Origin of the sequence: Clostridium sp. DFI.1.208 (genome assembly GCF_024463855.1) — a bacterium.
Lineage (GTDB): Bacteria > Bacillota_I > Bacilli_A > Erysipelotrichales > Erysipelotrichaceae > Clostridium_AQ.
The window spans coordinates 1-20,754 of sequence record NZ_JANGCA010000030.1 but is presented as its reverse complement, the minus strand read 5'-3'; the positions used below and the strand labels follow the sequence as shown (position 1 = coordinate 20,754).

Genomic DNA, 20,754 nt, shown 5'->3' with positions numbered 1-20,754 from the left:
TATGCAAGTGAGGTTATACTATGAATCATAGAAAGCAGTTTTTTAAATTTGTAATTCCCAGCGTGGTATCCATGCTGGTCTTCAATCTGTATACGATGGTGGACGGTATTTACGTAGCCCGTTTTGTTGGCGAGCATGCGCTTTCCGCAGTAAATATCTCCATGCCGTATGTCAATTTCATCTTTGCATTTTCCATTCTCTTCTCCGTTGGAACGAGTACTGTTGTAGCCATCTTCCGTGGAGAAAACAAAATGAAAAGCGCAAATGAAACATTTACGAGAAATACGATTTTTCTGACCGTGTGTGCCTTGATCATCACGCTGCTGGCACTGGTATTTCAAAATGAACTGGCCCTGTTTCTGGGAGCTAGTGAAGTGACATTGCCCTATGTCTATGATTATTTGGGCGTGCTGATCTGGTTTACGTTTTTCTTTATCGTGTCTTATTCCATGGAGGTGCTTGTCAAAACGGATGGATTTCCAAAGCTGGCAACTGCGGCTGTAACGGTCGGTGCGGTGACGAATATCGTCATGGACTATGTGCTGGTCGTGCAAGTGGGGATGGGAATCCGGGGAGCGGCGATTGCGACTGGGCTGTCTCAGGTTTTGACATTTACCGTGTTTACCATTCATTTTCTGGGAAAAAGAGGAACGATTCACTGGTGTAAAACGACGTTGGATTTATCGGTTTACAAGCGTATTATTCCGATTGGAACTGCGGATTTTATCACAGAGCTGTCTGCCGGTACGATTATCTTTCTGTTCAATCATGCAATTTTAAAGCATATCGGAGATAACGGTGTGGTGACCTATACGGTTATCACGTATATCTACAATATTGTCATGATGACCTTTACGGGTATATCGCAGGGGATGCAGCCACTGGTCAGCTTTTATCGAGGGCGCAGGGAGGAAAAGACCTGCCGATTATTCTTGCGCTATGCCCTGTACTCCACGTTTGCGATGTCATTGCTGGCGCTGGCAATCTGTCTGTTTATGACGCCGGCGCTTGTCTCGATTTTTATCGATGCATCAAGAACCGAGCTGTTTGCTTATACTGTTCATGCCTTTCGCATCTATTCTCTGTGCTATCTGGTTATCGGCTACAATATCGTGTGCAGTGGTTATTTTGCGGCTGTGGAGAAAAGCGGCTATTCCTTTACCATATCGCTGCTGCGCGGCTTTGTGCTGATTGCGGCATCTATATGGCTTATGGGAGAACTGTTTCAGGGGGAAGGTATCTGGTATGCAACGCTTGTGTGTGAAAGCAGTACACTGGTGGTCAGTATATGGTGTATGCTGCGCAGTCAGAGAAAGGCGCAGGTGCATGGGGAACAGGCTCTGCAGCAGATATAGGAAGGATTTGATAGTCAAAAAGAGCCTACGCAAAGGCTGCTTGCAGGCAACCTTACAATCTTCAAAATACGAGCGTCCTATCGGCTAAGAGAAAAAAAGTATTCTAGCTTATTGTATGTACAATCGAGCGGAATACCTTTTTTTTATAAAGATTGCAATGCTATGTGAACCATCTATGCGGATCATTCTTCTTCATCATTTTATAACAATGCGCAAACACAACATCCTCAGAAAAGCTTTACCAGCTTATAAGTATACATTGCATGCTGTATTTGATTCTTCGTAGAAATTGATGCATACGGCGTTCATAGCTCATCAAAGGATTGATAAACGTATGAAAGCAGAAAATGTTGAAGCTCTGTCAAAAAGCTGCTGTACGGGATACTGGATTTTTGATTTCTGCCTCGTGTAACGCCTCTTTTATAATAGAAACCGAAGCAGCTCCAGTTTCTGGGAAATCCGCATCAAAGGCTTCCACAGAAATCGTGTTATCATATCCTACGGATTGCAAAAATACACAAAGGTCTTTTACATAGGGCAAATCCTTTTCAAATAAGAAATATCGTTGCAGTCTTTGATCCCAAGAATTGATATGGATATGTCGTATCTCATCAAAGCACATTCGGCTGTCTGCATACTGTTCACCGGCGTTTACCGCATGATATACATCATATACCAGCTTTAGATTTGAAGAATGGATATGCTTTACAGTTTGATAGCACTCCTGCGTATGATTACCAAAATTACATTCTTTCGGATGCAGCGCTTCATACAATATCGTGATATCATAAGAGCTTGCTTTCCTAGCAGCCGTATATAGAAAATACTCCATTTCCCGTGTTGCCAGCTCGTAATCATACTCCGGTGGTATCATTCTGGCCTTTGGAGCGCCGATTCCAATGTTTTTTATATGCAGCTGTGAGGCTCTTTCCAATAATATATCCAAATAAGCACTCCAGACTTTCTCCTGTGCAGACGGGCCAATCAAGGGTGTATGCTCATCTGCAAAAGCACTGAAGCCCAATACCGGTATACCCGCGTTCAGAATCTCTTTTCTTTTTTCGTTCCAGATATCCGTATCCATTTCCATAATCTCTCTTGCGGATAATTCAGCATAATCATATCCGAATTCCTTAGCCAAGGAAATATACCTTACGGCGATGCAGCAGCCTATTCTCATACAGCACCCTCCTTCCTTATGCAATAACCAGCTGTGTGCTGCTGGCAGTACAGTATTCTACATAATGCTTCGGCACAGAACCGGATGTGATAATTTTATTGAAATCCTCAATGTTGGCAAAGGTTCTTAAGGACGTTCGATCAAATTTAGATGAATCTGTCAGGAGAAAGTTCTCCTGGCTTCTTTTCATCATACTTGTCTTGATGATTGTTTCCGCATTATCCGGATTTGTAGCACCGGCTTGAATGGTCAATCCGGTTGTAGCCAAAAAGGCCTTGTTTACATTTAAAGAATTCAGATAGTCCCAATCATATACGTTTATAAGGGAACAGGAAGAATGCTTCAATCTTGATCCCACAACAATCAAATCCCAGTTCTCAACCTCAATCACCTTTGTAATGACATAGATGTTGTTTGTGACGATTGTTAAATGAAAATCCCTGTGCAGATAATCTGTTAATAAAGAAGTCGTCGATCCGGAATCGATATACAGCAAGTCGTTGTCATTCACCAATGCAGCGGCATATCTTGCAATTCGTTGCTTTTCCTCGATGTGTGAGGCGATTCTGCTTTGAAAGGAGCTGTCCTTTTTCTTTGCCAGACTCACACCGCCATAAAATTTCTTAACCAGGTTTTCATCCGCTAATTCATTGATATCTCTTCGTGCAGTATTCATGGATATGCCGAATTTCTCCGCAATATCCTTCAGTGTGCGATAATCTGTATCACTTAAATACTCTATAATCTCTTTTTTTCTTTGGCTGTTTATCATAAGCAATCCTTCCCTCCAGTTTATAGATTGTATAAATTTACGCATTTGCTGAGTATATTATAGCAAACTGATGTTAAAATAACAATGATTTACCTATAAAATAACCAAATTTATTGTTTTAAATACAAATTTATCCAGAATATGAAAATGAAAAATGACTAAAATAACAATAAAATACTAAAAATATGTTGAAATTGTTGTTAAGTTGTGGTTATATAGATGTATAAAGTGAACGAGAGGTGATGAAATGAAAAGGATTTTATTAACGTCGCATGGCAGATTAGCTTCCGGATTAAAGGATACCTTGGAGTTTTTTCTGGGACAATCAGAAATGATTGATGCTGTGGATGCTTATGTAGATACTTCCAGTGATTATCTGCAAAAGCTCCAGAGGTTTGTGGATTCTGCAGAGGTGGGGGAAGCAATCATATTCACGGACATTTATGGAGGGAGCGTGAATCAGCAGGTTAGTGCAATGGTGATGGAAAGTGGTAAGGATATTCCGGTTGTTACCGGTATGAATCTGCCGATTGTTTTATCAGTGGCTATGACAGATGATTGTTTAACTGCTGAACGGGTGGAAAGCTTGCTGAAGGAGTGTCAGCTGCAGCTTGTAAAGCTGTCCTCATGTGCGTTTAAGGAGGGTGATGAGGATGCGTTCTTTGCATGAGACTGCGCTGCATCGGCTATTTCGTATAAAAGGAGAAATCTATCAGGAACCTGATCTGAAAGCCTGCCTGAAGAAATTAAAGCTGCAGGAAACTGATTTGGTGATCACAAGTAATTCCCAGATGAAAAAAATCGAAGAGACAAATGCATTGGGAAAGGCAGTTCTTTTGAATATGGATGCATACGGTACAAAGGAGCCCAAAGAGGAATGGGTGGATGAAATATTAAAAGAAGCAAATGCGTATCCATATGAGCGCATTATCGCAATCGGGGGAGGTGCAGTAATTGATGTTTCAAAGCTTTGCGTATTCGGGGATGGTCGCACTGTACAGGAATTGTACAACGATAAAGAGAAGTTAAGAAAGACACGGGAACTGATTGCTATGCCGACTACCTGCGGTACCGGAAGTGAGATAACCAATGTTTCAGTCGTGGAATTTCCTTCCCTGCACAGCAAGCTTGGATTGCAGATGGATGCACTCTTCCCGGATAAAGCGATTCTGATTGAAGAGCTGCTGCTATCCCTGCCCTATAAGACATTTGCACTCACATCCATTGACGCCTTGGCACATGCGATTGAGGCATTGCTTTCACCCAAAGCAAACCCCTATACAGATATGTATGCAAAAAGTGCGATTCTTGGCATTTTGGAAAATCTGCAGGAGGTGAAAGGAACACAGAAGCTGCCGCAGGCTTTGCAGAAAAGTTTAATCTGTGCCAATATGGCAGGGATTGCCTTCAGCATAGCAGGATGTGCTACGATGCATGCATTGTCCTTCCCCTTGGGAACGAATTGTCAGCTTGCTCATGGGGAAGCGGTCTATGCGGTATTTGCACAAACTCTGCGATACTATGAAAAAAAGCATATACCATTGTGCAAGCTGGAAAATGTTTTGAAGAGCCTGCCGGAAGGTCCTTCATCCATTCTGGGGTTACAAGAGCTGTTATCTGAAATCTATCCATGTCCGGATTTCAAAGCATTGGGGATTCACGAGGGGATCTGTGATACTTGGGCAGTCAGCGTGTATGAAAAACAACAGCGGCTGCTTGTCAATTCACCCTGTGTTTTAAGCAGTGGTGATTTAGCAGCGATTTATAAAAGCTGCATCTAAGGAGGAACGTATGATAATTCAAATTCGTGTAGATGATCGTTTGATTCATGGGCAGATCGCAGTCGTATGGTCAAAGCATTTCGCTACCACCCATCTGGTAGTAGCAAATGATCAGGCGGCAAAAAACGAGGTACAGCAGATGACATTGAAAATGGCAACTCCCAATGGCGTAAAGGTTCTGATTCGCAGTGTTGATGATGCCATCAAGGTGTTTAATAATCCAAAATCAGAGACAGTCAAAATGTTTGTTTTAACCAATAGTATTCAGGATGCCCTGAAAATCGCTACTAGCTGCAAGGTGGAATCGATAAACGTAGCGAATGTTGGGCGTTTTGAAGCAGCATCGGAAAAGAAGCAGCTGAATGCGGATGTTGGCTGTACACCAAAGGAATTGGAAGCATTAAAGGAAATTGCCAAGCTTGATATGGAAACCATTCACTGGGTTATACCGACAAACCCTAAAATCAGTGTGAAAAAGCTGCTGGAAAACAACTAAAGGAGGGAATTGAATATGTTAAACGTCGCTTTATTATCTGCATTGTCCTATTTTATCTGTTATGCCGGAAACTGGATATTTGGTCAAAGTATGTCCGATCGTCCAATCTTTATCGGAGCGGTTACAGGACTCTTGCTTGGAGATTTGCAACAGGGGTTGATTATCGGGGCTACACTGGAGGCTGTATTTATGGGATCTGTCAATATCGGTGGACAGATATCAGCGGACCATTCTGCAGCAACCGTATTTGCAGTAGCCTTCGCAACCAACGCTACACTGGATCCGCAGGCTGCCTTGACGATTGCTGTACCTATCGGGATTCTGATGGGATTTGTAACAATGTTTGTAAATAATATTTTCCTGACTGTATTCACAACCTTAATGGATAAATGGGCACTTGAGGGAAATGAAAGAGGACTTCTCATCTACTTGAACTTTGGCGTTTGGCTGGTTAAAAATCTGTTCTTTGCTGCTATCGTATTCTTCGGTGTATATGTTGGCTATAATGCAGTTGAAGCATTTGTGGATTCCATCCCGGATGTTGTCATGACCGGACTTACCGTTTGCGGACAGCTGCTTCCAGCAGTTGGTCTGGCTTTGTTGATGAAAATGATCTGGACAAAGGAAATCGGTATTTATTATCTGCTTGGTTTCGTTATGTTTATCTATATGAAGCTGCCAATCATCGCGATTGCAGTAATCGGTATTGTCATCGTGGTAGCGACAGCCATGCGTGACTTTGAAATCAATAGAATGAAACAGCACCCGGTCGCATGTGCTGACACAAATGATTCAAATGAGGAACTGGAGGATTTCTTACAATGAAACTAACAAATAATTTATCAAGAGAAGATAAGAAAATGATCAACTCCATTTGCTGGCGCTCACTAAATGCACATTGTTCACGGGTAGGCGGGCAGGCCAGACAGATGGCAATCGGATTCTTGTGGCAGATCATGCCGGCACTGAACCGTTATTATAAAGATCAGCCGGAAAAGAAAAAAGAAGCACTTTACCGTCATGTTCAATTTTGTAATGTATCCAATGCTATCTATCCGTTCCTGGCAGGACTTGTCGCCTCCATGGAAAAAGAAAACAGTGAAGTAGATGACTTTGATACAAGCTCTATCGTCGCAATCAAAGCAGCGCTTATGGGGCCGCTGGCAGGAATCGGAGATTCCCTGCTGTTCAGTGTCGTACGTGTCATCGCGGCAGGAATTGGTATCAGCTTTGCGTTGCAGGGTTCTATTCTTGGGCCGATTCTCTTCTTTCTGATTTATAACGGCTGTACGATGGCACTGCGCTTCTCTTTGGGATATGTCGGCTTTATCAGCGGTTCCAGCTTTATCACGAATATGTATCAGAATGGTACCCTAAAGATATTGACAAAATGCGCCGGTATACTTGGTCTGATTATGGTTGGCGCAATGACAGCATCTACTGTAAAATTTACAACAGCGATTTCCATTCCGATTCCTGGTGGAGAAGCGGTCGCATTACAGTCCTCCTTGGATACCTTATTTTTAGGACTTATTCCGCTCCTGCTGACGTTCGGTTGTAAAAAACTGCTTGATAAAAATGTAAATATCAACTGGATCATGGTCGGAATCTTTGTTCTTTCCCTTATGATGGCTGTGGTGCATATCGTTTAGACTTCAAAATGAAATATTCATGACGGGAAAAGGAGGAAATCTATATGCGAAAGAAATTGACGATTTTGCACACCACCCTTGCGACAACCACTACGATACCCGCAATGATACGGGAGCTGTATCCAGATAAATTTGATATTGTGAACATGTTGGATGATTCTTTACTAAATGATATAAAGTGCAGCGGGAGAATGAGTGCATCCGTAATAGAGCGATTTATCCAATATACATGTATTGCGAAAAACAATGGCAGCGATGCGCTTTTACTGGCTTGTTCTTCGCTTGGCAAAGCAGCGGATATCGCCAGAGAGCTTCTGGATATACCGCTATATAAAATCGATGAGCCAATGGCAGATCAAGCGGTGGAGTCAGGAAATAACATCCTCGTTCTGGGAACGGTGAAAAGTACGCTGGAGCCGACATCCGATTTGATTAGAAGCAAGCGGAAGTCACAGGAGCAAAGTGTCACCTGTATCCTGATACCCGATGTGTTTGAACTATATGAAATTGACAGAGAACGGCATGATCAAAAAATCGCAGAAGTGATACAGGAGCACTGGAACACATATGATGTGATCGTACTGGCACAGGCAAGTATGGCGAATGCGATACAGTATATCACGCAGGGCAGAGAGAAAATAGTAACGAGTCTGCCATTGGGTCTTAAGCAGCTGCAGGAGATATGAGTAGGGAAAGCGAGGAGTCTGTATGGAGTATATAAATAAAAATAGCATCACCGTGGATGCACTTTGCGGACGTGGACTGATACGCGCAGTTGGTAAAAACAGCTGCTTTGACAGCGATAAAATGACAGTGGGATATGCGTTATACAAAAAAGAGTATGGCATCATGGAGCCGCATGCACATGCAGAGGAAACCGTGATCATCACAAAGTCGGTGAACGGGTATGTATCCTGGGGGAGTGATGCGCATCATTTGCAAAGAACCATTGCATTAGAGGAGGGGATGATTCTGCATATTCCGGAAAATGAATGGCATGCTTTCCACTATGATGAAGGAGGATGCGTAGAAATCGTCTTTATATATGGCCAGGGTGATAACTGCAGGCCGGAGGATAACGAAAGGTAAGGGTGCTTATTATGTTAGTTACAATGAAAGAAATACTCGATCATGCAAAGAAAGGAGGCTATGGTGTTACCGCCCCCAATGTACAAAGTGAGGATACGGTAAGGGCTGTGCTGGAGGTGGCTGAGGAATACCATGCGCCCATGATTGTAGATGTCAATGCGTTTATTCACACGGATCTTCCCTGGTTTATACATATGATACGAGACCTTGCAGAAAAGGTGTCAGTACCTGTCGCAATCAATCTGGATCATGGAAAATCCTATGAGGATATCATGCTCGGTATCAATTCCGGGTTTACATCCATCATGGTTGATCGTTCCAGCCTATCCTATGAAGAAAATGTGGAACAGACGAAGGAAGTCGTAAAAATGTGCAAACCGCTGGGAATCAGTGTAGAGGCCGAGCTGGGGCATGTCGGTATGGGAAACAATTATGCTGTAGACGGTGTCAATAATCTTACCGTTCCAAACGAAGCGGCAGATTTCATCAAGGAAACCGGTGTGGATTGTCTGGCAGTTGCCATAGGAACTGCACATGGACGTTACACAGGGACACCACATATTGACTTCGAGCGATTAAAACAGCTCGTTGAAGCATGTGGAGATACACCGCTTGTTCTGCATGGCGGAAGTGGAACAGGGGATGAAAATCTCAGAAAAGCAGTTCGATCAGGAATTCAGAAGGTTAATCTGGCTACTGAGCTGATCGTTGCAGGAAAAGAGGAGCTGGAGGGCTTCATCAAGGATCCGAATTTTGATAAATGGAAGCTGATTCCTGCCTTCAAAAAAGGGTATAAGGATCGATTGGCTCATTATGTTGAATTATTTGATCAGGCTGGAAAGGCCTGGGGGTAAAGGAAGCGTACAGCAGTTCCCGTAGTATGGAAGTTGTTCCTGAACTGGGAACTGTTTCCTGTAAACGGGAAAGCATTTTCTTACCGAAAAAGGAGCTATATATGGAAACGAAAAATATAAAAATCGGTGTTATCGCTGACGATTTTACAGGTGCAGGGGACGCAGCCAGCTTTTTAGAAAAAAGCGGTGCTGAAACCATCATGTACAATGCAGTTCCAAACGAGCTGCAGGTATGTGATGCGGCTGTTATCGCTTTAAAAACAAGGAGCGTTACTCCCCATGCGGCTGTTGCGGAAGTAAAAAAGGCTGTTGATTTCCTAAAGGAAAACGGATGTGAACGAATATATTTCAAATACTGCTCAACCTTTGACTCCACTCCTCAGGGGAATATCGGAGTTGTAGCTGATTTCTTATTGGAATATCTAGCACAGCCCTTTACAATTCTATGCCCCTCCTTACCTGTGAATCAGCGCATAGTAAAGGATGGAAATTTGTACGTCAATGGTGAAAAATTAAGTGATAGTCCGTTGAAAAATCATCCCTTGAATCCAATGTGGGATTCCTATATCCCCAATCTGATGAAGCCGCAAAGCAAATACCCCTGCTTTATTATGCGGCAGAAGGAGCTTTGTGAGGGAGAATGGAAACAAACGATACATGCGTTGAAATGCAGATATGAGAGGTTTTATATCGTACCGGATTATGAAACAGAGCAGGATGGAATACGGATAGCGGAAGCGTTTAAGGAGCTGCCTGTTCTTACCGGGGGATCCGGCCTGCTTCCCTATGTTTTAGAGAACGATGCTTTGCTGCATCCGGAAAAAAATCAGACACGGAGGCACGGACGGACGATTTTGCTATGTGGAAGCTGTTCGGCTGCTACCAGAAGGCAGATTGCGTATTTCCGAAAGCATCATGGCTGCTGTTATCCTGTAAATGCAAACCGTGTGATGAATAAAGAGCTTACCGCCCAAGACATTCTGACATATGCAAACCAACAGGCACAGCCGGTGCTGATATACAGTGATGCGGTGGAACAGGATATGCGTGAGCTAAAAAAGGATGAAGCCTTCGATCAAGCATCGAAGTGCATAGAACAGATCATGGGGGAGATAAGCAGTGCTGCTTTGTCGTTCGGATATGAACGTATCGTAGTTGCGGGCGGAGAAACCTCCGGGGCTGTCATACAGCAGCTGGGCTTTGATGGATTTCATATCGGAAAAAGTGTTGATCCCGGTGTTCCTGAACTGATTCCATTGAAGAATGAGCGCCTTACTCTTATTCTGAAATCCGGTAATTTCGGTGCAGAGGATTTCTTCATCAAGGCGATCGGAGGAAACACACATGAGTGAATTACAGGAAAAGCTGGATGCCGCTATCTGGAGTGCGCATACCTTGTTTCAGAAAGGACTGGTTAGCGGCTCAACAGGAAATATCAGCTTTCTCCATGAGCATCGTATGTATATTTCAAGGAGCGGAAGCTGCTTTGGAAGATTGCGACAGGAAGATTTCGCACAGGTGGATATGCAGGGAACAATTCTGTATGGAAAGCCAAGCAAGGAATATCCCATGCATTTGGCATTGTATCGGGAAAGCGAGGAATATAAGGCGGTGATTCACACACACAGCTTCTATGCTAGCGTACTGTCCTGTTATACAGATACAGAATCTCATGTCAAAAACCTGTTTGCATATACACCTTATCTGTATATGCAAACAAAAGGAAATATCCCATGTGTTGCGTATGCGCCGCCGGGAAGTGATGCACTGTTTCGTCATTTCAAGGATAAAACAGGGACGAAGCCGAGGATATTGCTGTTGAAAAATCACGGAATCGTTGCCGGAGCCGAGGATGTGTATCATGCGTTTGATCTTGTTGAAGAAATGGAAAGCAGTGCCCATGTATATGCGATGCTGAAAAGCTGCCCGGATGAAAATATCGATTTCATACCCCATTAGCTTGGGGTGTATATGGCTTACGTTTGGAAAATAGAGCAATTCGCAGAAATGCTGCTCGGTGTTACAGGGGTAGCTCTGGGACTTTCATTCATGATGAAATCCGGTCTTGGACAAACTGCGTTGACAGCCTTTCTACAATGTGTCTCACTTATCAGTGGCATGAAAAGCGGTACACTTCTTATGTGCTTTTATCTGCTATGTGTTTTATTACAGCTGCTGATACAGCAAAAGGAATTTGATAAGCTTCAGGTTTTGCAGCTTCCGGTGTGCTGGATGCAGGGAATCATCATCAATCTCACCTGTTATGATATAGCGTTTCTTGCAGATATTCGGCCTGCATCGTATCCTATGCAATGGGTGTTTCTGGCTGTGGGGATTCTCCTTGTGTCCTTCGGTGTGGCACTCACCATGGCAGCTGATCTTGTGAAGCAACCGTTTGAACAGTTGATTACCGTGATTTCAAAGAAATATCAAAAGCCCTTCAATTTTCTGCGCTGCAGTGCAGATGCTGTCTTTGTCAGCTGTAGTCTGCTGCTTATTGTTGTGTACTCTCTGGATTTCACAATGCTGCGCGAGGGTACCTGGATCAGTATGCTTGTTTTGGGGAATACCATGGCTGCTTCCTTTCCTCTCATGCAGAAATGCTCGATCTGTTACCGCCACAAGCACGAAAATACAGAGGTGAGCTTATAGCGTTAGGAAAGCAGCAGGAATCCTGTATACAGGAAAGAAGCTTATAAAGGAATCGATCAGGGGAGAATAAGGGAGATTAGAATAGGAAAAGGAGTATGCAAGGGACATTCCCCTATGAATACTCCTTTTTCACGTAATCTGTTTTGCAGTTATAGACAGCTATTTTTCTGCCTGTGCGCAATTCAAATCCTCCAGCAGATAAAACAGCCGTACCTTGTCTTTTTCCGACAACTCAATTTTCGGATTATACAGATAATGCTGCAAAACATCCGCATCCTTCAGCAGCTCTGAAATTGGCCCGTCATGCCGATTCATTTTATCGGAATGCACGGAAATCACATGAGTCAGTATTCGGATTTCCTCTTCACTGAATACCTCCATCTGTTCCAGCAGCTGCTTCGCATATTCCGCACTGCGCTGTGCGTGCCCCAAATGCGGACAATTCAGTGCATAAAGCGCTATATCATGCAGCATAGCCGCGATACAGCACAGCTCCACATCCAGCTTTCGCAAAGTAGCCAGCATGGCAGCAGCCTGTGCAACACCGTACGTGTGGATATATGCAAATTTGCGTTCCTCTTCCTTGATCAGCTTTTGAATAACGGCATCCGTTTGTTCACGGATAAGTTCTAAGCGATCCATGACATCACATCCTTTCTTCTATTGTATCATTTCCGTACAGGATATGCACAGTCAAAAAAAAGGATCATGCACGAGGTCATGATCCAAGAACGGTTTTGCTTACGCTACAGTTACGTTAGCAGCCTGCTGTCCACGATCGCTTTCAACAACGTCGAAGTTTACAGCCTGTCCTTCTTCCAGTGTACGGAATCCGTCGCTCTGGATGCTTGAGTAATGAACGAAGATGTCCTTACCTTCATCAGAAGTGATGAATCCATAACCTTTTTCTGCATTAAACCATTTTACTTTACCTGTACTCATTTTAGTACCTCCTATACGTGTGTCAATAAGAAGCCCTCCAATGTATAAAAAAATCACAAAACTGGATATTCGTACATTGAAACACATAAATACAATTCCAGACTTGTGAAATCATAATTATTGCTTTTTATTACTCTTAAACAATATCACTTTCAAAACCGAAAGTCAATCATTATTTCGTTAATTGGAAGGATTTGTTTTTCTCTTTTTCATGATTCGTGTTTTTTTGTGTAAGCTGTTTCAGATTTTAATCTTTTGGGGTATAATATAGGCATACAAGAAAAGAAACGGAGGAATGTTTATGATCATACAGGATGAAATGCTGCGAGCTGCAATCGCCAGAACCCTGCAGATCGAGGAAGCGGATATCACAGAAAAAAAGCTGGAAGAGCTGACGACACTCTCTGCCAGAAGCAGTGGAATCATCTCTCTGGAAGGACTGCAATATGCGGCTAATCTGAATTATCTGGACCTTTGCGGAAATGCCATTGAGGATCTGACACCGATCCGTGATTTGCGAGAGATTGAAGTTTTGAATCTGTCCAAGAATATGCTGCGTGACATTCAGGCGCTAAGAGAATTCCGGCAGCTGCTGCGGCTGGACATTTCGCGCAATAACCTGTATACGATGGATATCAGTGCACTGGCAGGAATGATCAATCTGGAGGAATTGAATCTGGAACGAAGCAAGGTCGACAATCTGGTGTATCTGGAAAATGTTAAGAAGCTGAAGAAGCTGTATGTCGGAATTGAAAACGGTCCGTTCCCACTCAGCATTCTCGGTATGCTGGATGAGCTGAAGGAGCTTCATATGAACAAGATGTGGCTGTATGACATTGCCGATCTGACCTATTTGAAGCACATCGAGGTTTTGGATTTATCGACCAATCTGTTCTGTGATTTATCTCCGTTGCAGTATATGAAGGATTCCTTGCGCACGCTGAATATTTCAAATTGTGAATATCTGCGTGATTTAAGTATATTGGAGGAATTTCCGAATTTGGAGGTTCTTGATATATCCTTTGATCACATTAAGGATTTCTCATTCTTAAAGAAGCTGAAGAATTTAAAGGATCTGCGCGCAACACAAAGCGGTCTTTTGGACCTGCGCAATCTAAAGGGCCTGATAAAAATGGAAAAGCTGGACATCAGCGAAAACCGTGTGGAGCATACGGAAATCTTAAAAGAAATGAAGCTGCTTCGCTATTTCAAGGCCAGCTGCTGTTTCCTGAAGGATATTGAATTCTTGAAGAATGCAAAGGATTTGGTGGAGCTGAATGTCTTCAACAATCATATTAAGCATATCGAGGTTTTAAAGGGCTGTGAGCATATGACGACCCTGGATGTCGGAAACAACGATATTCGCAATATCGATTCTCTTGAGGATATGATCAATCTGGAATGTCTGGGGCTTTCCCACAACAATATTTCTGATCTGACGCCGTTAAAGGATTTGACGAATCTGAGTACGATTGATTTATACAACAATGTCATCACTGATCTTTCTCCGCTGAAGAAGCTGATCAATTTAAGCTCCCTGCGGCTCGATCACAATGGCGTAATGGATTTGTCTCCGTTGGAGGAATGCATTTATCTGAGCTCCTTAACCCTAAAGGCGAATTATGTCACGGATGTGACACCGCTGAGTAAGCTGAAGAATCTGTATGAGCTTCGTCTGGATGAAAATCCGATTGAGGATATCACCGTTCTTGAGGATATGGAATACTATGATAAATTCTCATATTGAGGCAGTCTGATAAAACGTAAATTTCTTTGCTTTTGATTATGAAGGAAAGCCTGTGCGTATGCTGTGTACCACAGGCTTTTCTTTTCTTTGCTCATTCGATATAGTAGAGCTGTTGCGGCTTGTGAAAAGAGTTGCGGGAAAACGCTTTGGGGCCTTTCCTTAGCACAGCAAGCCAATAGAGTATACAGTATTGCGCAAAAGTCTTGTGTAGGAAGGATAGGCTGAAAGAGCTTCGCACAATCTAAAAAGGGTATCTCTATAAGGCTTTTAATAAGAAAACAAGCGAATTCGTTGATGAGGTAACGAAATACTTTCCTGATGCGCTGTTGCAGCTTTCCACCGTATCCCCCTTGACCTTGCCCTGAGGGAAGGCTGTAAGATAGAGACAGAAGCAGATGGAGGGAATCGGATGAAGCAGATGAAAATAACAGAAATGGAAGCATTGATCAACCGTGAATACAAGAATATTTGCGGTATAAACGTATTGAAAAACAAAGAGCGTGTGTATGAGGCATACTTTCAGGGATGTACCTTTGAAAGCAGAATGCATGTGTATTCTGTGACCAAAAGCATCGTATCCATATTGCTGGGTATTGCAATAGATGCAGGATATATCGACGATGTAACAAAGCGGGTTCTGGATTTTTTTCCAGATGTAGCACAGGAAAAGGACAGTGCCAGAAAAGAGGTAACATTGGAGGATATCATCACTATGACCGCGGCATACAAATACAGAATTCCTCCGTATATAAAATATTTTACAAGTGATGACTGGCTGCAATTTTCACTCGATCAGCTAAAGGGAAGGAATAAGCAATTTCGATACACACCGCTGATTGGATTGGATATTCTAACCGGCATACTGCAAAAGGCGACCGGACAATCTGTGCTTGCGTTTGCACAGGAGAAGCTGTTTGCCCCGTTGCATATCTCTGTGGAAAGGGATCTGATTTTTAAAAGCAAGGAGGAACAGATGGCATTTAATCAGGCAGATTCCATTAGTGGCTGGGCAGCAGATGCGAAGGGACTGCAATCAGCAGGCTGGGGACTGGCATTGTCGGCAAAGGAGATGGCGGACATCGGTCAGCTGTATTTGAATGGCGGTGTATGGGAAGGTAAGCAGTTAGTATCAAAACACTGGATTGAACAAAGTACAAAGGAACACAGCCGCTGGAAAAAGCACAATCTGCCATATGGCTATTTGTGGTGGATCGATGAGCAGAAAGATGTGTTTGCGGCAATGGGGGATGGGGGAAACATCATATATGTAAATACCAAAGAGCAGCTTGTTGTTTCTCTCATGTGCCGATTCAATCCAAGAGCAAAAGACAGCATGGATTTCATCAAAGAGCACCTTGAGCCGATATTTATATATTAAATTGAAGCAGAGGCAAAGAGAAACATAACGACGATACAGCAAAAGAAAAGAATGCAACATCCTGCAGGACGCTTACCATCCATGGATTGTGCATTCTTTTTCAGCTTTATAGAGGAATCATTTTCAGCGAATCGGTATAGCAGTGAAAAGCGTCAAGGGTTTCTGCGATGCGATGCTTTGGAAGGATTATCGATTGATCTTCATCAGATCACTAAATTCATCCAGTGTTTTTTCAAAGAAGGTGAAGGCATCATCGTATACGCTGTCTACTCTTGGATCAACACCGGCATGCATCAGCTCATCCAGCGGTGACTCACTGCCGCCCTTCGTAAGAAACTCCAGATAATCCTTTGTCTCTCCGGCAAGAATCTTCTTCGCAAAGCTAATCGCTACAGACATTCCCAGAGTGTATTTATATACATAGAAATTGTAATAAAAGTGCGGTATATAATAACAATGATAGCGTTGCAGATCATCCACCTCCACGGCATCTCCATAATACCTCTTGGACAGCTCCATGTACAGGGAGGTCAGCTTTTGTGAAGAAACCGCTTCTTTGTTTTCCAGCATGGCATACAGCTGTTTTTCAAATTCCGCATACATCGGCTGGCGATAGAGCGTACCAACCAGCTGATTCAGCAGGTTGGAAAGAAGATATGCTTTTTCATCCTCACGATCGCTGTGATCCAGCAGATAGCGGTTCAACAGGATTTCATTAACCGTGGATGCCACTTCGGCGACAAAAATCGTATAATGGGAAAGCATTGGCCGGTTATGGTGACGGGAATACCAGGAATGCATGGAATGTCCCAGCTCATGAGCCAGCGTGCTTAAAGATGGATAATCGTTTGTGAAATTGGTCAGTACATATGGTCGGGAATCATAGGTTCCCCCGGAATATGCTCCGCCCTGTTTACCGGCACATGGCAGAAAGTCAATCCAGCGCTCCTCTCTTGCCTGATCCAGCAGTTGCACATAGTCTTCGCCAAGCGGTGCAAGGGCATGCTTGAGAATATCGAAGCTTTCGTCGATGGTATAGCTGATATCCACTGTATCCACCAGTGGAATCTGAATGTCGTACACATGCTGTACTGCAAGCGAGCTGATTTGCTTGCGTACAGCAAAATAACGGTGAATGCCATCGATGTACTTTTCGTTTGCCATGAAAAGCACCTTGTCAAACAGCGATTGGTCAACACCATCCGCAAACAAAGAGGCTTCCAGTGCACTTGAGAAATTGCGTAATCTGGCTTCAAATATCTGACCTCTGGCATGACCGCTCAACAGATTCATAAACACATTCTGATAGGTCTTATAGGCGGTGAAGAAATGCTCAAAGGCTTCCTTTCGCACCATGGGATCACGGCTTTTCAAAAACTGCTGATAGGTTCCTTCATTCAAAAATTCCTCTTTTCCATCCACATGGACAGGCTCGAATTGCAAACGGAAGCTCTCAAAGGTTTCCTGCGGGTTGCGAATCAGCTCTCCCGCCTGTGCAAGCAGTTCTTCCTGTTCCTCGCTGAGTCGGTGTGGTATGGTACGAAACACCTCTTCCATCGGATAACGGAAGTCTCTGCATTCCTCGGTTTCCAGCCACTGCTCGATTTGTTCCCTGTTTTGAATCAGCACCAGGGGCAGCGTGGATAAGGCCTGACTCACCTGCTGATACAGGGTATAGCTGCGTGCCAGATTTTCCTGATTTTGTGTGTGCTCAGGGTCTACATCACAGCTCATCTTCGCATAGCTGATAAGATTATCCAGATAGCGTTCCAGTGTTTCCTGATGCTCCATAAAGCTGATGAAGCTGTCCTTGTCAACCGTAAGGGAGGGAAGGGCGGATTGCAGCAGCCCGACCTCCTTTTGTGCCTGTGCATACTGGGCTTCAAAGGCTTCCTGGTTTCCAAAGAGAAAGCGCAGGTCCCAGGTCAGCTGTGCATCTATTTCATTACGTTTCATGTGTGATCACCTCATATAGTATTGTATGTCAAATGAAAAGAAATCACAAGGAAGCACGTGATTTCTTCTGTTTTCTTTCCTACTGCTTATCCTCTGTATCTGCTTTATGCTGCGCTTTTTTCAGCTTCCCCCTTTTCCATGGCTTTTTTAAGCGCAGATTCGGATGCCGTCTGCGGTATACATACACCGTGATTAACAGGCATACGAGCAGTGCCAGCAACAGACACGGCAATAGTATATAGCGCAGGATATAATTAGTTCCATTCAGCGCAATCGTATTTACCTCTGTCATATCGTCTGCTTCCTGTATGCTGCGCTGGTTCGCGGATACCACAACATAGCTGCCCAGCTTTTCCGTTGTAAAGCGAATACGGCTTTTACTTTGCTCGGTAGGAATCTGATAGACATCCTGACCATCCACATAATATATACGATACCGTTTGTTTTTACTGTCCTTCGGCTTTTTGATGGAGAACACTGCCTCCTGCTTCAGCTTCAGGGAGGAGAAATCATCCGTTCCTTCAATAGAGAAGGCTTGCTCGACCTTGGTGCCATTTGCCTTGGCTACTTTCGTTGCGAGTGCTTTCTGCTCCTCATCTATGGAATCCTTTACCTTCATGACGATAGTTTTCGGCAGAAGGGTATTGAGGAAGCTGGTTTCCTGTGTCCGTGCCATCGACAGACCGGATACCTGCAAATCATGGCTGTTATCCTTGATGATGACACTGTAGCGGGGATTCAGATTTTCCTGCAGAATACGGTCGATGAGGCGTATCTGTTCCGTTGCAAGCGGTGTGAGAGGAAATGCGGTCACATCCTTGCGGAATTGCTCCAGCTCCTGCAGTGCCTCATCGTTCAAATCGGTTTTTCCATCGTACAGCTTGATGATCGCCGCAGCTCGCTGCTGCATGTTTTCCTGCTTTTTTGTCAGCTCATCGGATACCCTGATTTCATAATTCAGTGTACAGCCGGCATAGGTCACCTTCAGTGTTTTCGTTCCTGTCTTTTTGCTGGAGAAGCCCTCCACCATATCGGTGGTCATGGAAACCTCCTTGCTTGTACCATCCGCAAAATCCACGCGGATTTTGCCATCGCTGACATCGAGGGATTCGTTTACATCATAGGTGGTAAGCGGCATCTGTGTCAATACGATCTGCTTGACATCCTTGTATGTTGCCTTGTAGGTCAGTGATTCCCTTGCGGGCTCGGGCTTGATATCCCAGGAATCAAAGAGGGCGTGATCCTTGACCGGTGCCTGTACGACCGGCGTCTTTCCGGTTTCCACCTGCAAAACGATTTTCTTATCGTCGGGATAAAAGGTCCCGCCGTTGGCATCAAAGGTGATATCCACATAGGCCTTATCCTGTATGTATTTGCTGTTGCATATGGTGGACAGATCCTCCGCTTTCACAAAGCCGTAGCTATCCTTGAAGCTGTAGCCGCCCTCCAGCTGCTTCTGCTGCTTGTCAAGTGAGGGATCGCTTTGCACCCGATACCAGACGCCATCCTTGTTCTCCAGCTTTTCCAGCAGGATCAAAGCTGCATCATAGCCTTTTTTGATGCTGTAGACAGCCTCACTTTTTCTGTCTGCGTTTTTGTATATGGAAACACCGGTGTTTTTTACAATGCCCAGTGCATAGCGGTTGTGATCCTTGTCCCCCATGGCATGATCCATTTCATAAAAATACTGTGCTGCTTTCTCTCCCCAGTAGGGATCAGAGGCATAGGATACATTCATGCCTCCCGCCTTATTTCCAAAGAAGCCGCCGTGAAACTGAAACTGGCTGGGATTCAAATACGCATTGGACAGATAATGCAGAGCATGGGAATAAACGCTGCCTGCGGTGCTGGTATAGCGGGAGGCGTTTTCCTCTACAGCGGAATCATAGGCGGCATGTCCAAACAGATTGTTGCGGGTATAGGCAAGGTAGCTTCTTCCCAAAGCACTCTCATTCTCCGCCAGAGAGAGCATCATCAGTGCATGTGCTCCGAATTGATTCTGATACTGGAAGAAGGCAGCTTCCGCCTGTAAAAGCAGGGACTGTGTGAGCACGTCGTGGATATAGTTGTCCTTATCATAAAAGGCGGTAATCGTATGCTGCAGAGCCAACGTATGTTTCAGATAATCGTCCACATCCTTTTGCGAATAGGCGCTGGTGGAACGATGGTTCAGATACTGATAATAATTATAGTAGGGGGCATTGGCATTGACTGCATGCGCAAAGCTGTTGTTTCGATAATCTTCAATCATCACAGCGTAATTATCATAGAAATAATGGGTATCATAGCTATAGTAGGTAACCCCCTCGCTGAGCTGCTGCGGGGCGCTTCCCAGCTGCAGGATGTTGTCATAGGCAGCGGTTGCAAGCGAGGATTTCAGCTGATGCTGCAAAACGCCGTTCTTTACCGTAAACGAGGAAACATTGGGAACCTGCTCAATGGGATAGATAGTGACATCGGCTGCATCTGCCCATCCGGTAACACCGGACAGACGAAACTTTACCTTTTGCGTTCCAGGATTGTATTCCAGAAATGCCGCATCGATGCCATAGCAGCCGTTGGTATAGCCTTCCTCCTTGTTTGCATCATTGGTGTAGGTGATATTCAGCGTGCAGTCCTTGGCTGTCGCAAATTCCACAACGCCCTGCTCCAGACTCAGGAAGCTGCTGCCATAGGTGATTGCGAGATTGTCATAGCTGCGCTTTTGCAGCGTATAAAGCACCTTCGCTCTGGCATAGGTGTCACTGTCCGCAAGGATGGTATAGGTACCATCCTTCAGACTGTTGACAAAGTGACTGTCGACAGTCTTTTTAAAATCTGATAGAATATCTGTGGCAGAAACGTACTTCATAAACCCAAAAATAGTCGACGTTTCTGCCATTTATTATGCCAAAAATGAT

20 protein-coding genes are annotated in these 20,754 nt (G+C 44.1%); 14 read left to right on the top strand and 6 right to left on the bottom strand.

The features are described 5' to 3' along the window. Positions 1 to 20: 20 nt before the first annotated feature. Positions 21 to 1,355: an MATE family efflux transporter gene (locus tag NE665_RS15025; RefSeq protein WP_117443657.1), complete on the top strand. Its 1,335-nt coding sequence runs from the start codon at positions 21 to 23 to the stop codon at positions 1,353 to 1,355. A 361-nt stretch (positions 1,356 to 1,716) separates the two neighbouring features. Here the strand turns inward: NE665_RS15025 and NE665_RS15020 are convergent, their stop codons facing one another. Beyond that, the gene (locus NE665_RS15020; protein WP_117443658.1) at positions 1,717 to 2,535 is read right to left on the bottom strand and encodes a sugar phosphate isomerase/epimerase family protein; all 819 of its coding nucleotides are present in this window, start codon (positions 2,533 to 2,535) and stop codon (positions 1,717 to 1,719) included. A gap of 16 nt (positions 2,536 to 2,551) precedes the next feature. After that, positions 2,552 to 3,307, bottom strand: coding sequence for a DeoR/GlpR family DNA-binding transcription regulator (locus tag NE665_RS15015; protein WP_117443659.1), 756 nt, complete (start codon positions 3,305 to 3,307; stop codon positions 2,552 to 2,554). Between the two features lie 247 nt (positions 3,308 to 3,554). Here NE665_RS15015 and NE665_RS15010 point away from each other — a divergent pair, with 247 nt between their 5' ends. The 11 genes from NE665_RS15010 to NE665_RS14960 all read left to right on the top strand — a co-directional run bounded on the left by NE665_RS15010 (position 3,555) and on the right by NE665_RS14960 (position 11,831). Further along, positions 3,555 to 3,977: a PTS fructose transporter subunit IIA gene (locus NE665_RS15010; RefSeq protein ID WP_117443660.1), complete on the top strand. Its 423-nt coding sequence runs from the start codon at positions 3,555 to 3,557 to the stop codon at positions 3,975 to 3,977. Next, entirely contained in the window at positions 3,961 to 5,088 is a 1,128-nt protein-coding gene (locus NE665_RS15005; RefSeq protein WP_233104721.1) for an iron-containing alcohol dehydrogenase, read from the top strand. The genes NE665_RS15010 and NE665_RS15005 overlap by 17 nt, the downstream gene beginning before the upstream one ends. Positions 5,089 to 5,098: 10 nt before the next feature. After that, positions 5,099 to 5,584: a PTS sugar transporter subunit IIB gene (locus tag NE665_RS15000; protein ID WP_117443662.1), complete on the top strand. Its 486-nt coding sequence runs from the start codon at positions 5,099 to 5,101 to the stop codon at positions 5,582 to 5,584. Positions 5,585 to 5,599: 15 nt separating this feature from the next. Next, entirely contained in the window at positions 5,600 to 6,409 is an 810-nt protein-coding gene (locus NE665_RS14995) for a PTS sugar transporter subunit IIC (protein WP_117443663.1), read from the top strand. After that, positions 6,406 to 7,236 (top strand): PTS system mannose/fructose/sorbose family transporter subunit IID, encoded by an 831-nt coding sequence (locus NE665_RS14990; RefSeq protein ID WP_117443664.1) that lies wholly within the window; start codon positions 6,406 to 6,408, stop codon positions 7,234 to 7,236. The genes NE665_RS14995 and NE665_RS14990 overlap by 4 nt, the downstream gene beginning before the upstream one ends. A gap of 44 nt (positions 7,237 to 7,280) precedes the next feature. Continuing rightward, the gene (locus tag NE665_RS14985) at positions 7,281 to 7,922 is read left to right on the top strand and encodes an aspartate/glutamate racemase family protein (RefSeq protein ID WP_055200320.1); all 642 of its coding nucleotides are present in this window, start codon (positions 7,281 to 7,283) and stop codon (positions 7,920 to 7,922) included. A gap of 22 nt (positions 7,923 to 7,944) precedes the next feature. Continuing rightward, the gene (locus tag NE665_RS14980) at positions 7,945 to 8,325 is read left to right on the top strand and encodes a cupin domain-containing protein (protein WP_008816855.1); all 381 of its coding nucleotides are present in this window, start codon (positions 7,945 to 7,947) and stop codon (positions 8,323 to 8,325) included. A gap of 11 nt (positions 8,326 to 8,336) precedes the next feature. Next, the gene (locus tag NE665_RS14975; RefSeq protein ID WP_117443665.1) at positions 8,337 to 9,179 is read left to right on the top strand and encodes a class II fructose-bisphosphate aldolase; all 843 of its coding nucleotides are present in this window, start codon (positions 8,337 to 8,339) and stop codon (positions 9,177 to 9,179) included. Between the two features lie 101 nt (positions 9,180 to 9,280). Further along, a complete protein-coding gene (gene otnK, locus NE665_RS14970) occupies positions 9,281 to 10,531 on the top strand; it encodes a 3-oxo-tetronate kinase (protein ID WP_117443690.1) in 1,251 nt (416 codons plus the stop codon). After that, the gene (locus tag NE665_RS14965; protein ID WP_117443666.1) at positions 10,524 to 11,138 is read left to right on the top strand and encodes a class II aldolase/adducin family protein; all 615 of its coding nucleotides are present in this window, start codon (positions 10,524 to 10,526) and stop codon (positions 11,136 to 11,138) included. Before otnK ends, NE665_RS14965 begins: the two co-directional genes overlap by 8 nt. A 12-nt stretch (positions 11,139 to 11,150) precedes the next feature. Beyond that, positions 11,151 to 11,831 carry a hypothetical protein gene (locus NE665_RS14960; protein WP_233104720.1) on the top strand — a complete coding sequence of 227 codons (681 nt, stop codon included), beginning with the start codon at positions 11,151 to 11,153 and terminating at the stop codon, positions 11,829 to 11,831. A gap of 159 nt (positions 11,832 to 11,990) precedes the next feature. Here the strand turns inward: NE665_RS14960 and NE665_RS14955 are convergent, their stop codons facing one another. Both NE665_RS14955 and NE665_RS14950 read right to left on the bottom strand, forming a co-directional pair. Further along, complete coding sequence (locus tag NE665_RS14955) at positions 11,991 to 12,473, bottom strand: HD domain-containing protein (protein ID WP_117443667.1); 483 nt, start codon at positions 12,471 to 12,473, stop codon at positions 11,991 to 11,993. A gap of 99 nt (positions 12,474 to 12,572) precedes the next feature. Continuing rightward, positions 12,573 to 12,773 (bottom strand): cold-shock protein, encoded by a 201-nt coding sequence (locus tag NE665_RS14950; RefSeq protein WP_002609517.1) that lies wholly within the window; start codon positions 12,771 to 12,773, stop codon positions 12,573 to 12,575. A gap of 301 nt (positions 12,774 to 13,074) precedes the next feature. Between NE665_RS14950 and NE665_RS14945 the strand changes: the two genes are divergently transcribed. Together NE665_RS14945 and NE665_RS14940 are read left to right on the top strand one after the other, a co-directional pair. Further along, entirely contained in the window at positions 13,075 to 14,520 is a 1,446-nt protein-coding gene (locus NE665_RS14945) for a leucine-rich repeat domain-containing protein (protein ID WP_117443668.1), read from the top strand. Positions 14,521 to 14,929: 409 nt separating this feature from the next. After that, a complete protein-coding gene (locus NE665_RS14940) occupies positions 14,930 to 15,898 on the top strand; it encodes a serine hydrolase (protein ID WP_117443669.1) in 969 nt (322 codons plus the stop codon). Between the two features lie 186 nt (positions 15,899 to 16,084). Here the strand turns inward: NE665_RS14940 and pepF are convergent, their stop codons facing one another. Together pepF and NE665_RS14930 are read right to left on the bottom strand one after the other, a co-directional pair. Continuing rightward, positions 16,085 to 17,854: an oligoendopeptidase F gene (pepF, locus tag NE665_RS14935; protein WP_117443670.1), complete on the bottom strand. Its 1,770-nt coding sequence runs from the start codon at positions 17,852 to 17,854 to the stop codon at positions 16,085 to 16,087. Between the two features lie 79 nt (positions 17,855 to 17,933). Beyond that, positions 17,934 to 20,735 carry a glucosaminidase domain-containing protein gene (locus NE665_RS14930; protein WP_256302565.1) on the bottom strand — a complete coding sequence of 934 codons (2,802 nt, stop codon included), beginning with the start codon at positions 20,733 to 20,735 and terminating at the stop codon, positions 17,934 to 17,936. Positions 20,736 to 20,754 lie beyond the last annotated feature (19 nt).

Bases quoted from the DNA above. Each gene is read 5' to 3' on its own strand.
- NE665_RS14945 (WP_117443668.1), top strand. From the start codon at position 13,075: ATGATCATACAGGATGAAATGCTGCGAGCTGCAATCGCCAGAACCCTG.
- NE665_RS14985 (WP_055200320.1), top strand. From the start codon at position 7,281: ATGCGAAAGAAATTGACGATTTTGCACACCACCCTTGCGACAACCACT.
- NE665_RS14975 (WP_117443665.1), top strand. From the start codon at position 8,337: ATGTTAGTTACAATGAAAGAAATACTCGATCATGCAAAGAAAGGAGGC.
- NE665_RS14950 (WP_002609517.1), bottom strand. From the start codon at position 12,773: ATGAGTACAGGTAAAGTAAAATGGTTTAATGCAGAAAAAGGTTATGGA.
- NE665_RS15000 (WP_117443662.1), top strand. From the start codon at position 5,099: ATGATAATTCAAATTCGTGTAGATGATCGTTTGATTCATGGGCAGATC.
- NE665_RS14980 (WP_008816855.1), top strand. From the start codon at position 7,945: ATGGAGTATATAAATAAAAATAGCATCACCGTGGATGCACTTTGCGGA.
- NE665_RS14995 (WP_117443663.1), top strand. From the start codon at position 5,600: ATGTTAAACGTCGCTTTATTATCTGCATTGTCCTATTTTATCTGTTAT.
- NE665_RS15010 (WP_117443660.1), top strand. From the start codon at position 3,555: ATGAAAAGGATTTTATTAACGTCGCATGGCAGATTAGCTTCCGGATTA.
- NE665_RS15020 (WP_117443658.1), bottom strand. From the start codon at position 2,535: ATGAGAATAGGCTGCTGCATCGCCGTAAGGTATATTTCCTTGGCTAAG.
- NE665_RS14930 (WP_256302565.1), bottom strand. From the start codon at position 20,735: ATGGCAGAAACGTCGACTATTTTTGGGTTTATGAAGTACGTTTCTGCC.
- NE665_RS15005 (WP_233104721.1), top strand. From the start codon at position 3,961: ATGCGTTCTTTGCATGAGACTGCGCTGCATCGGCTATTTCGTATAAAA.
- pepF (WP_117443670.1), bottom strand. From the start codon at position 17,854: ATGAAACGTAATGAAATAGATGCACAGCTGACCTGGGACCTGCGCTTT.
- NE665_RS15015 (WP_117443659.1), bottom strand. From the start codon at position 3,307: ATGATAAACAGCCAAAGAAAAAAAGAGATTATAGAGTATTTAAGTGAT.
- NE665_RS14940 (WP_117443669.1), top strand. From the start codon at position 14,930: ATGAAGCAGATGAAAATAACAGAAATGGAAGCATTGATCAACCGTGAA.
- NE665_RS14990 (WP_117443664.1), top strand. From the start codon at position 6,406: ATGAAACTAACAAATAATTTATCAAGAGAAGATAAGAAAATGATCAAC.
- otnK (WP_117443690.1), top strand. From the start codon at position 9,281: ATGGAAACGAAAAATATAAAAATCGGTGTTATCGCTGACGATTTTACA.
- NE665_RS14955 (WP_117443667.1), bottom strand. From the start codon at position 12,473: ATGGATCGCTTAGAACTTATCCGTGAACAAACGGATGCCGTTATTCAA.
- NE665_RS14965 (WP_117443666.1), top strand. From the start codon at position 10,524: ATGAGTGAATTACAGGAAAAGCTGGATGCCGCTATCTGGAGTGCGCAT.
- NE665_RS14960 (WP_233104720.1), top strand. From the start codon at position 11,151: ATGGCTTACGTTTGGAAAATAGAGCAATTCGCAGAAATGCTGCTCGGT.
- NE665_RS15025 (WP_117443657.1), top strand. From the start codon at position 21: ATGAATCATAGAAAGCAGTTTTTTAAATTTGTAATTCCCAGCGTGGTA.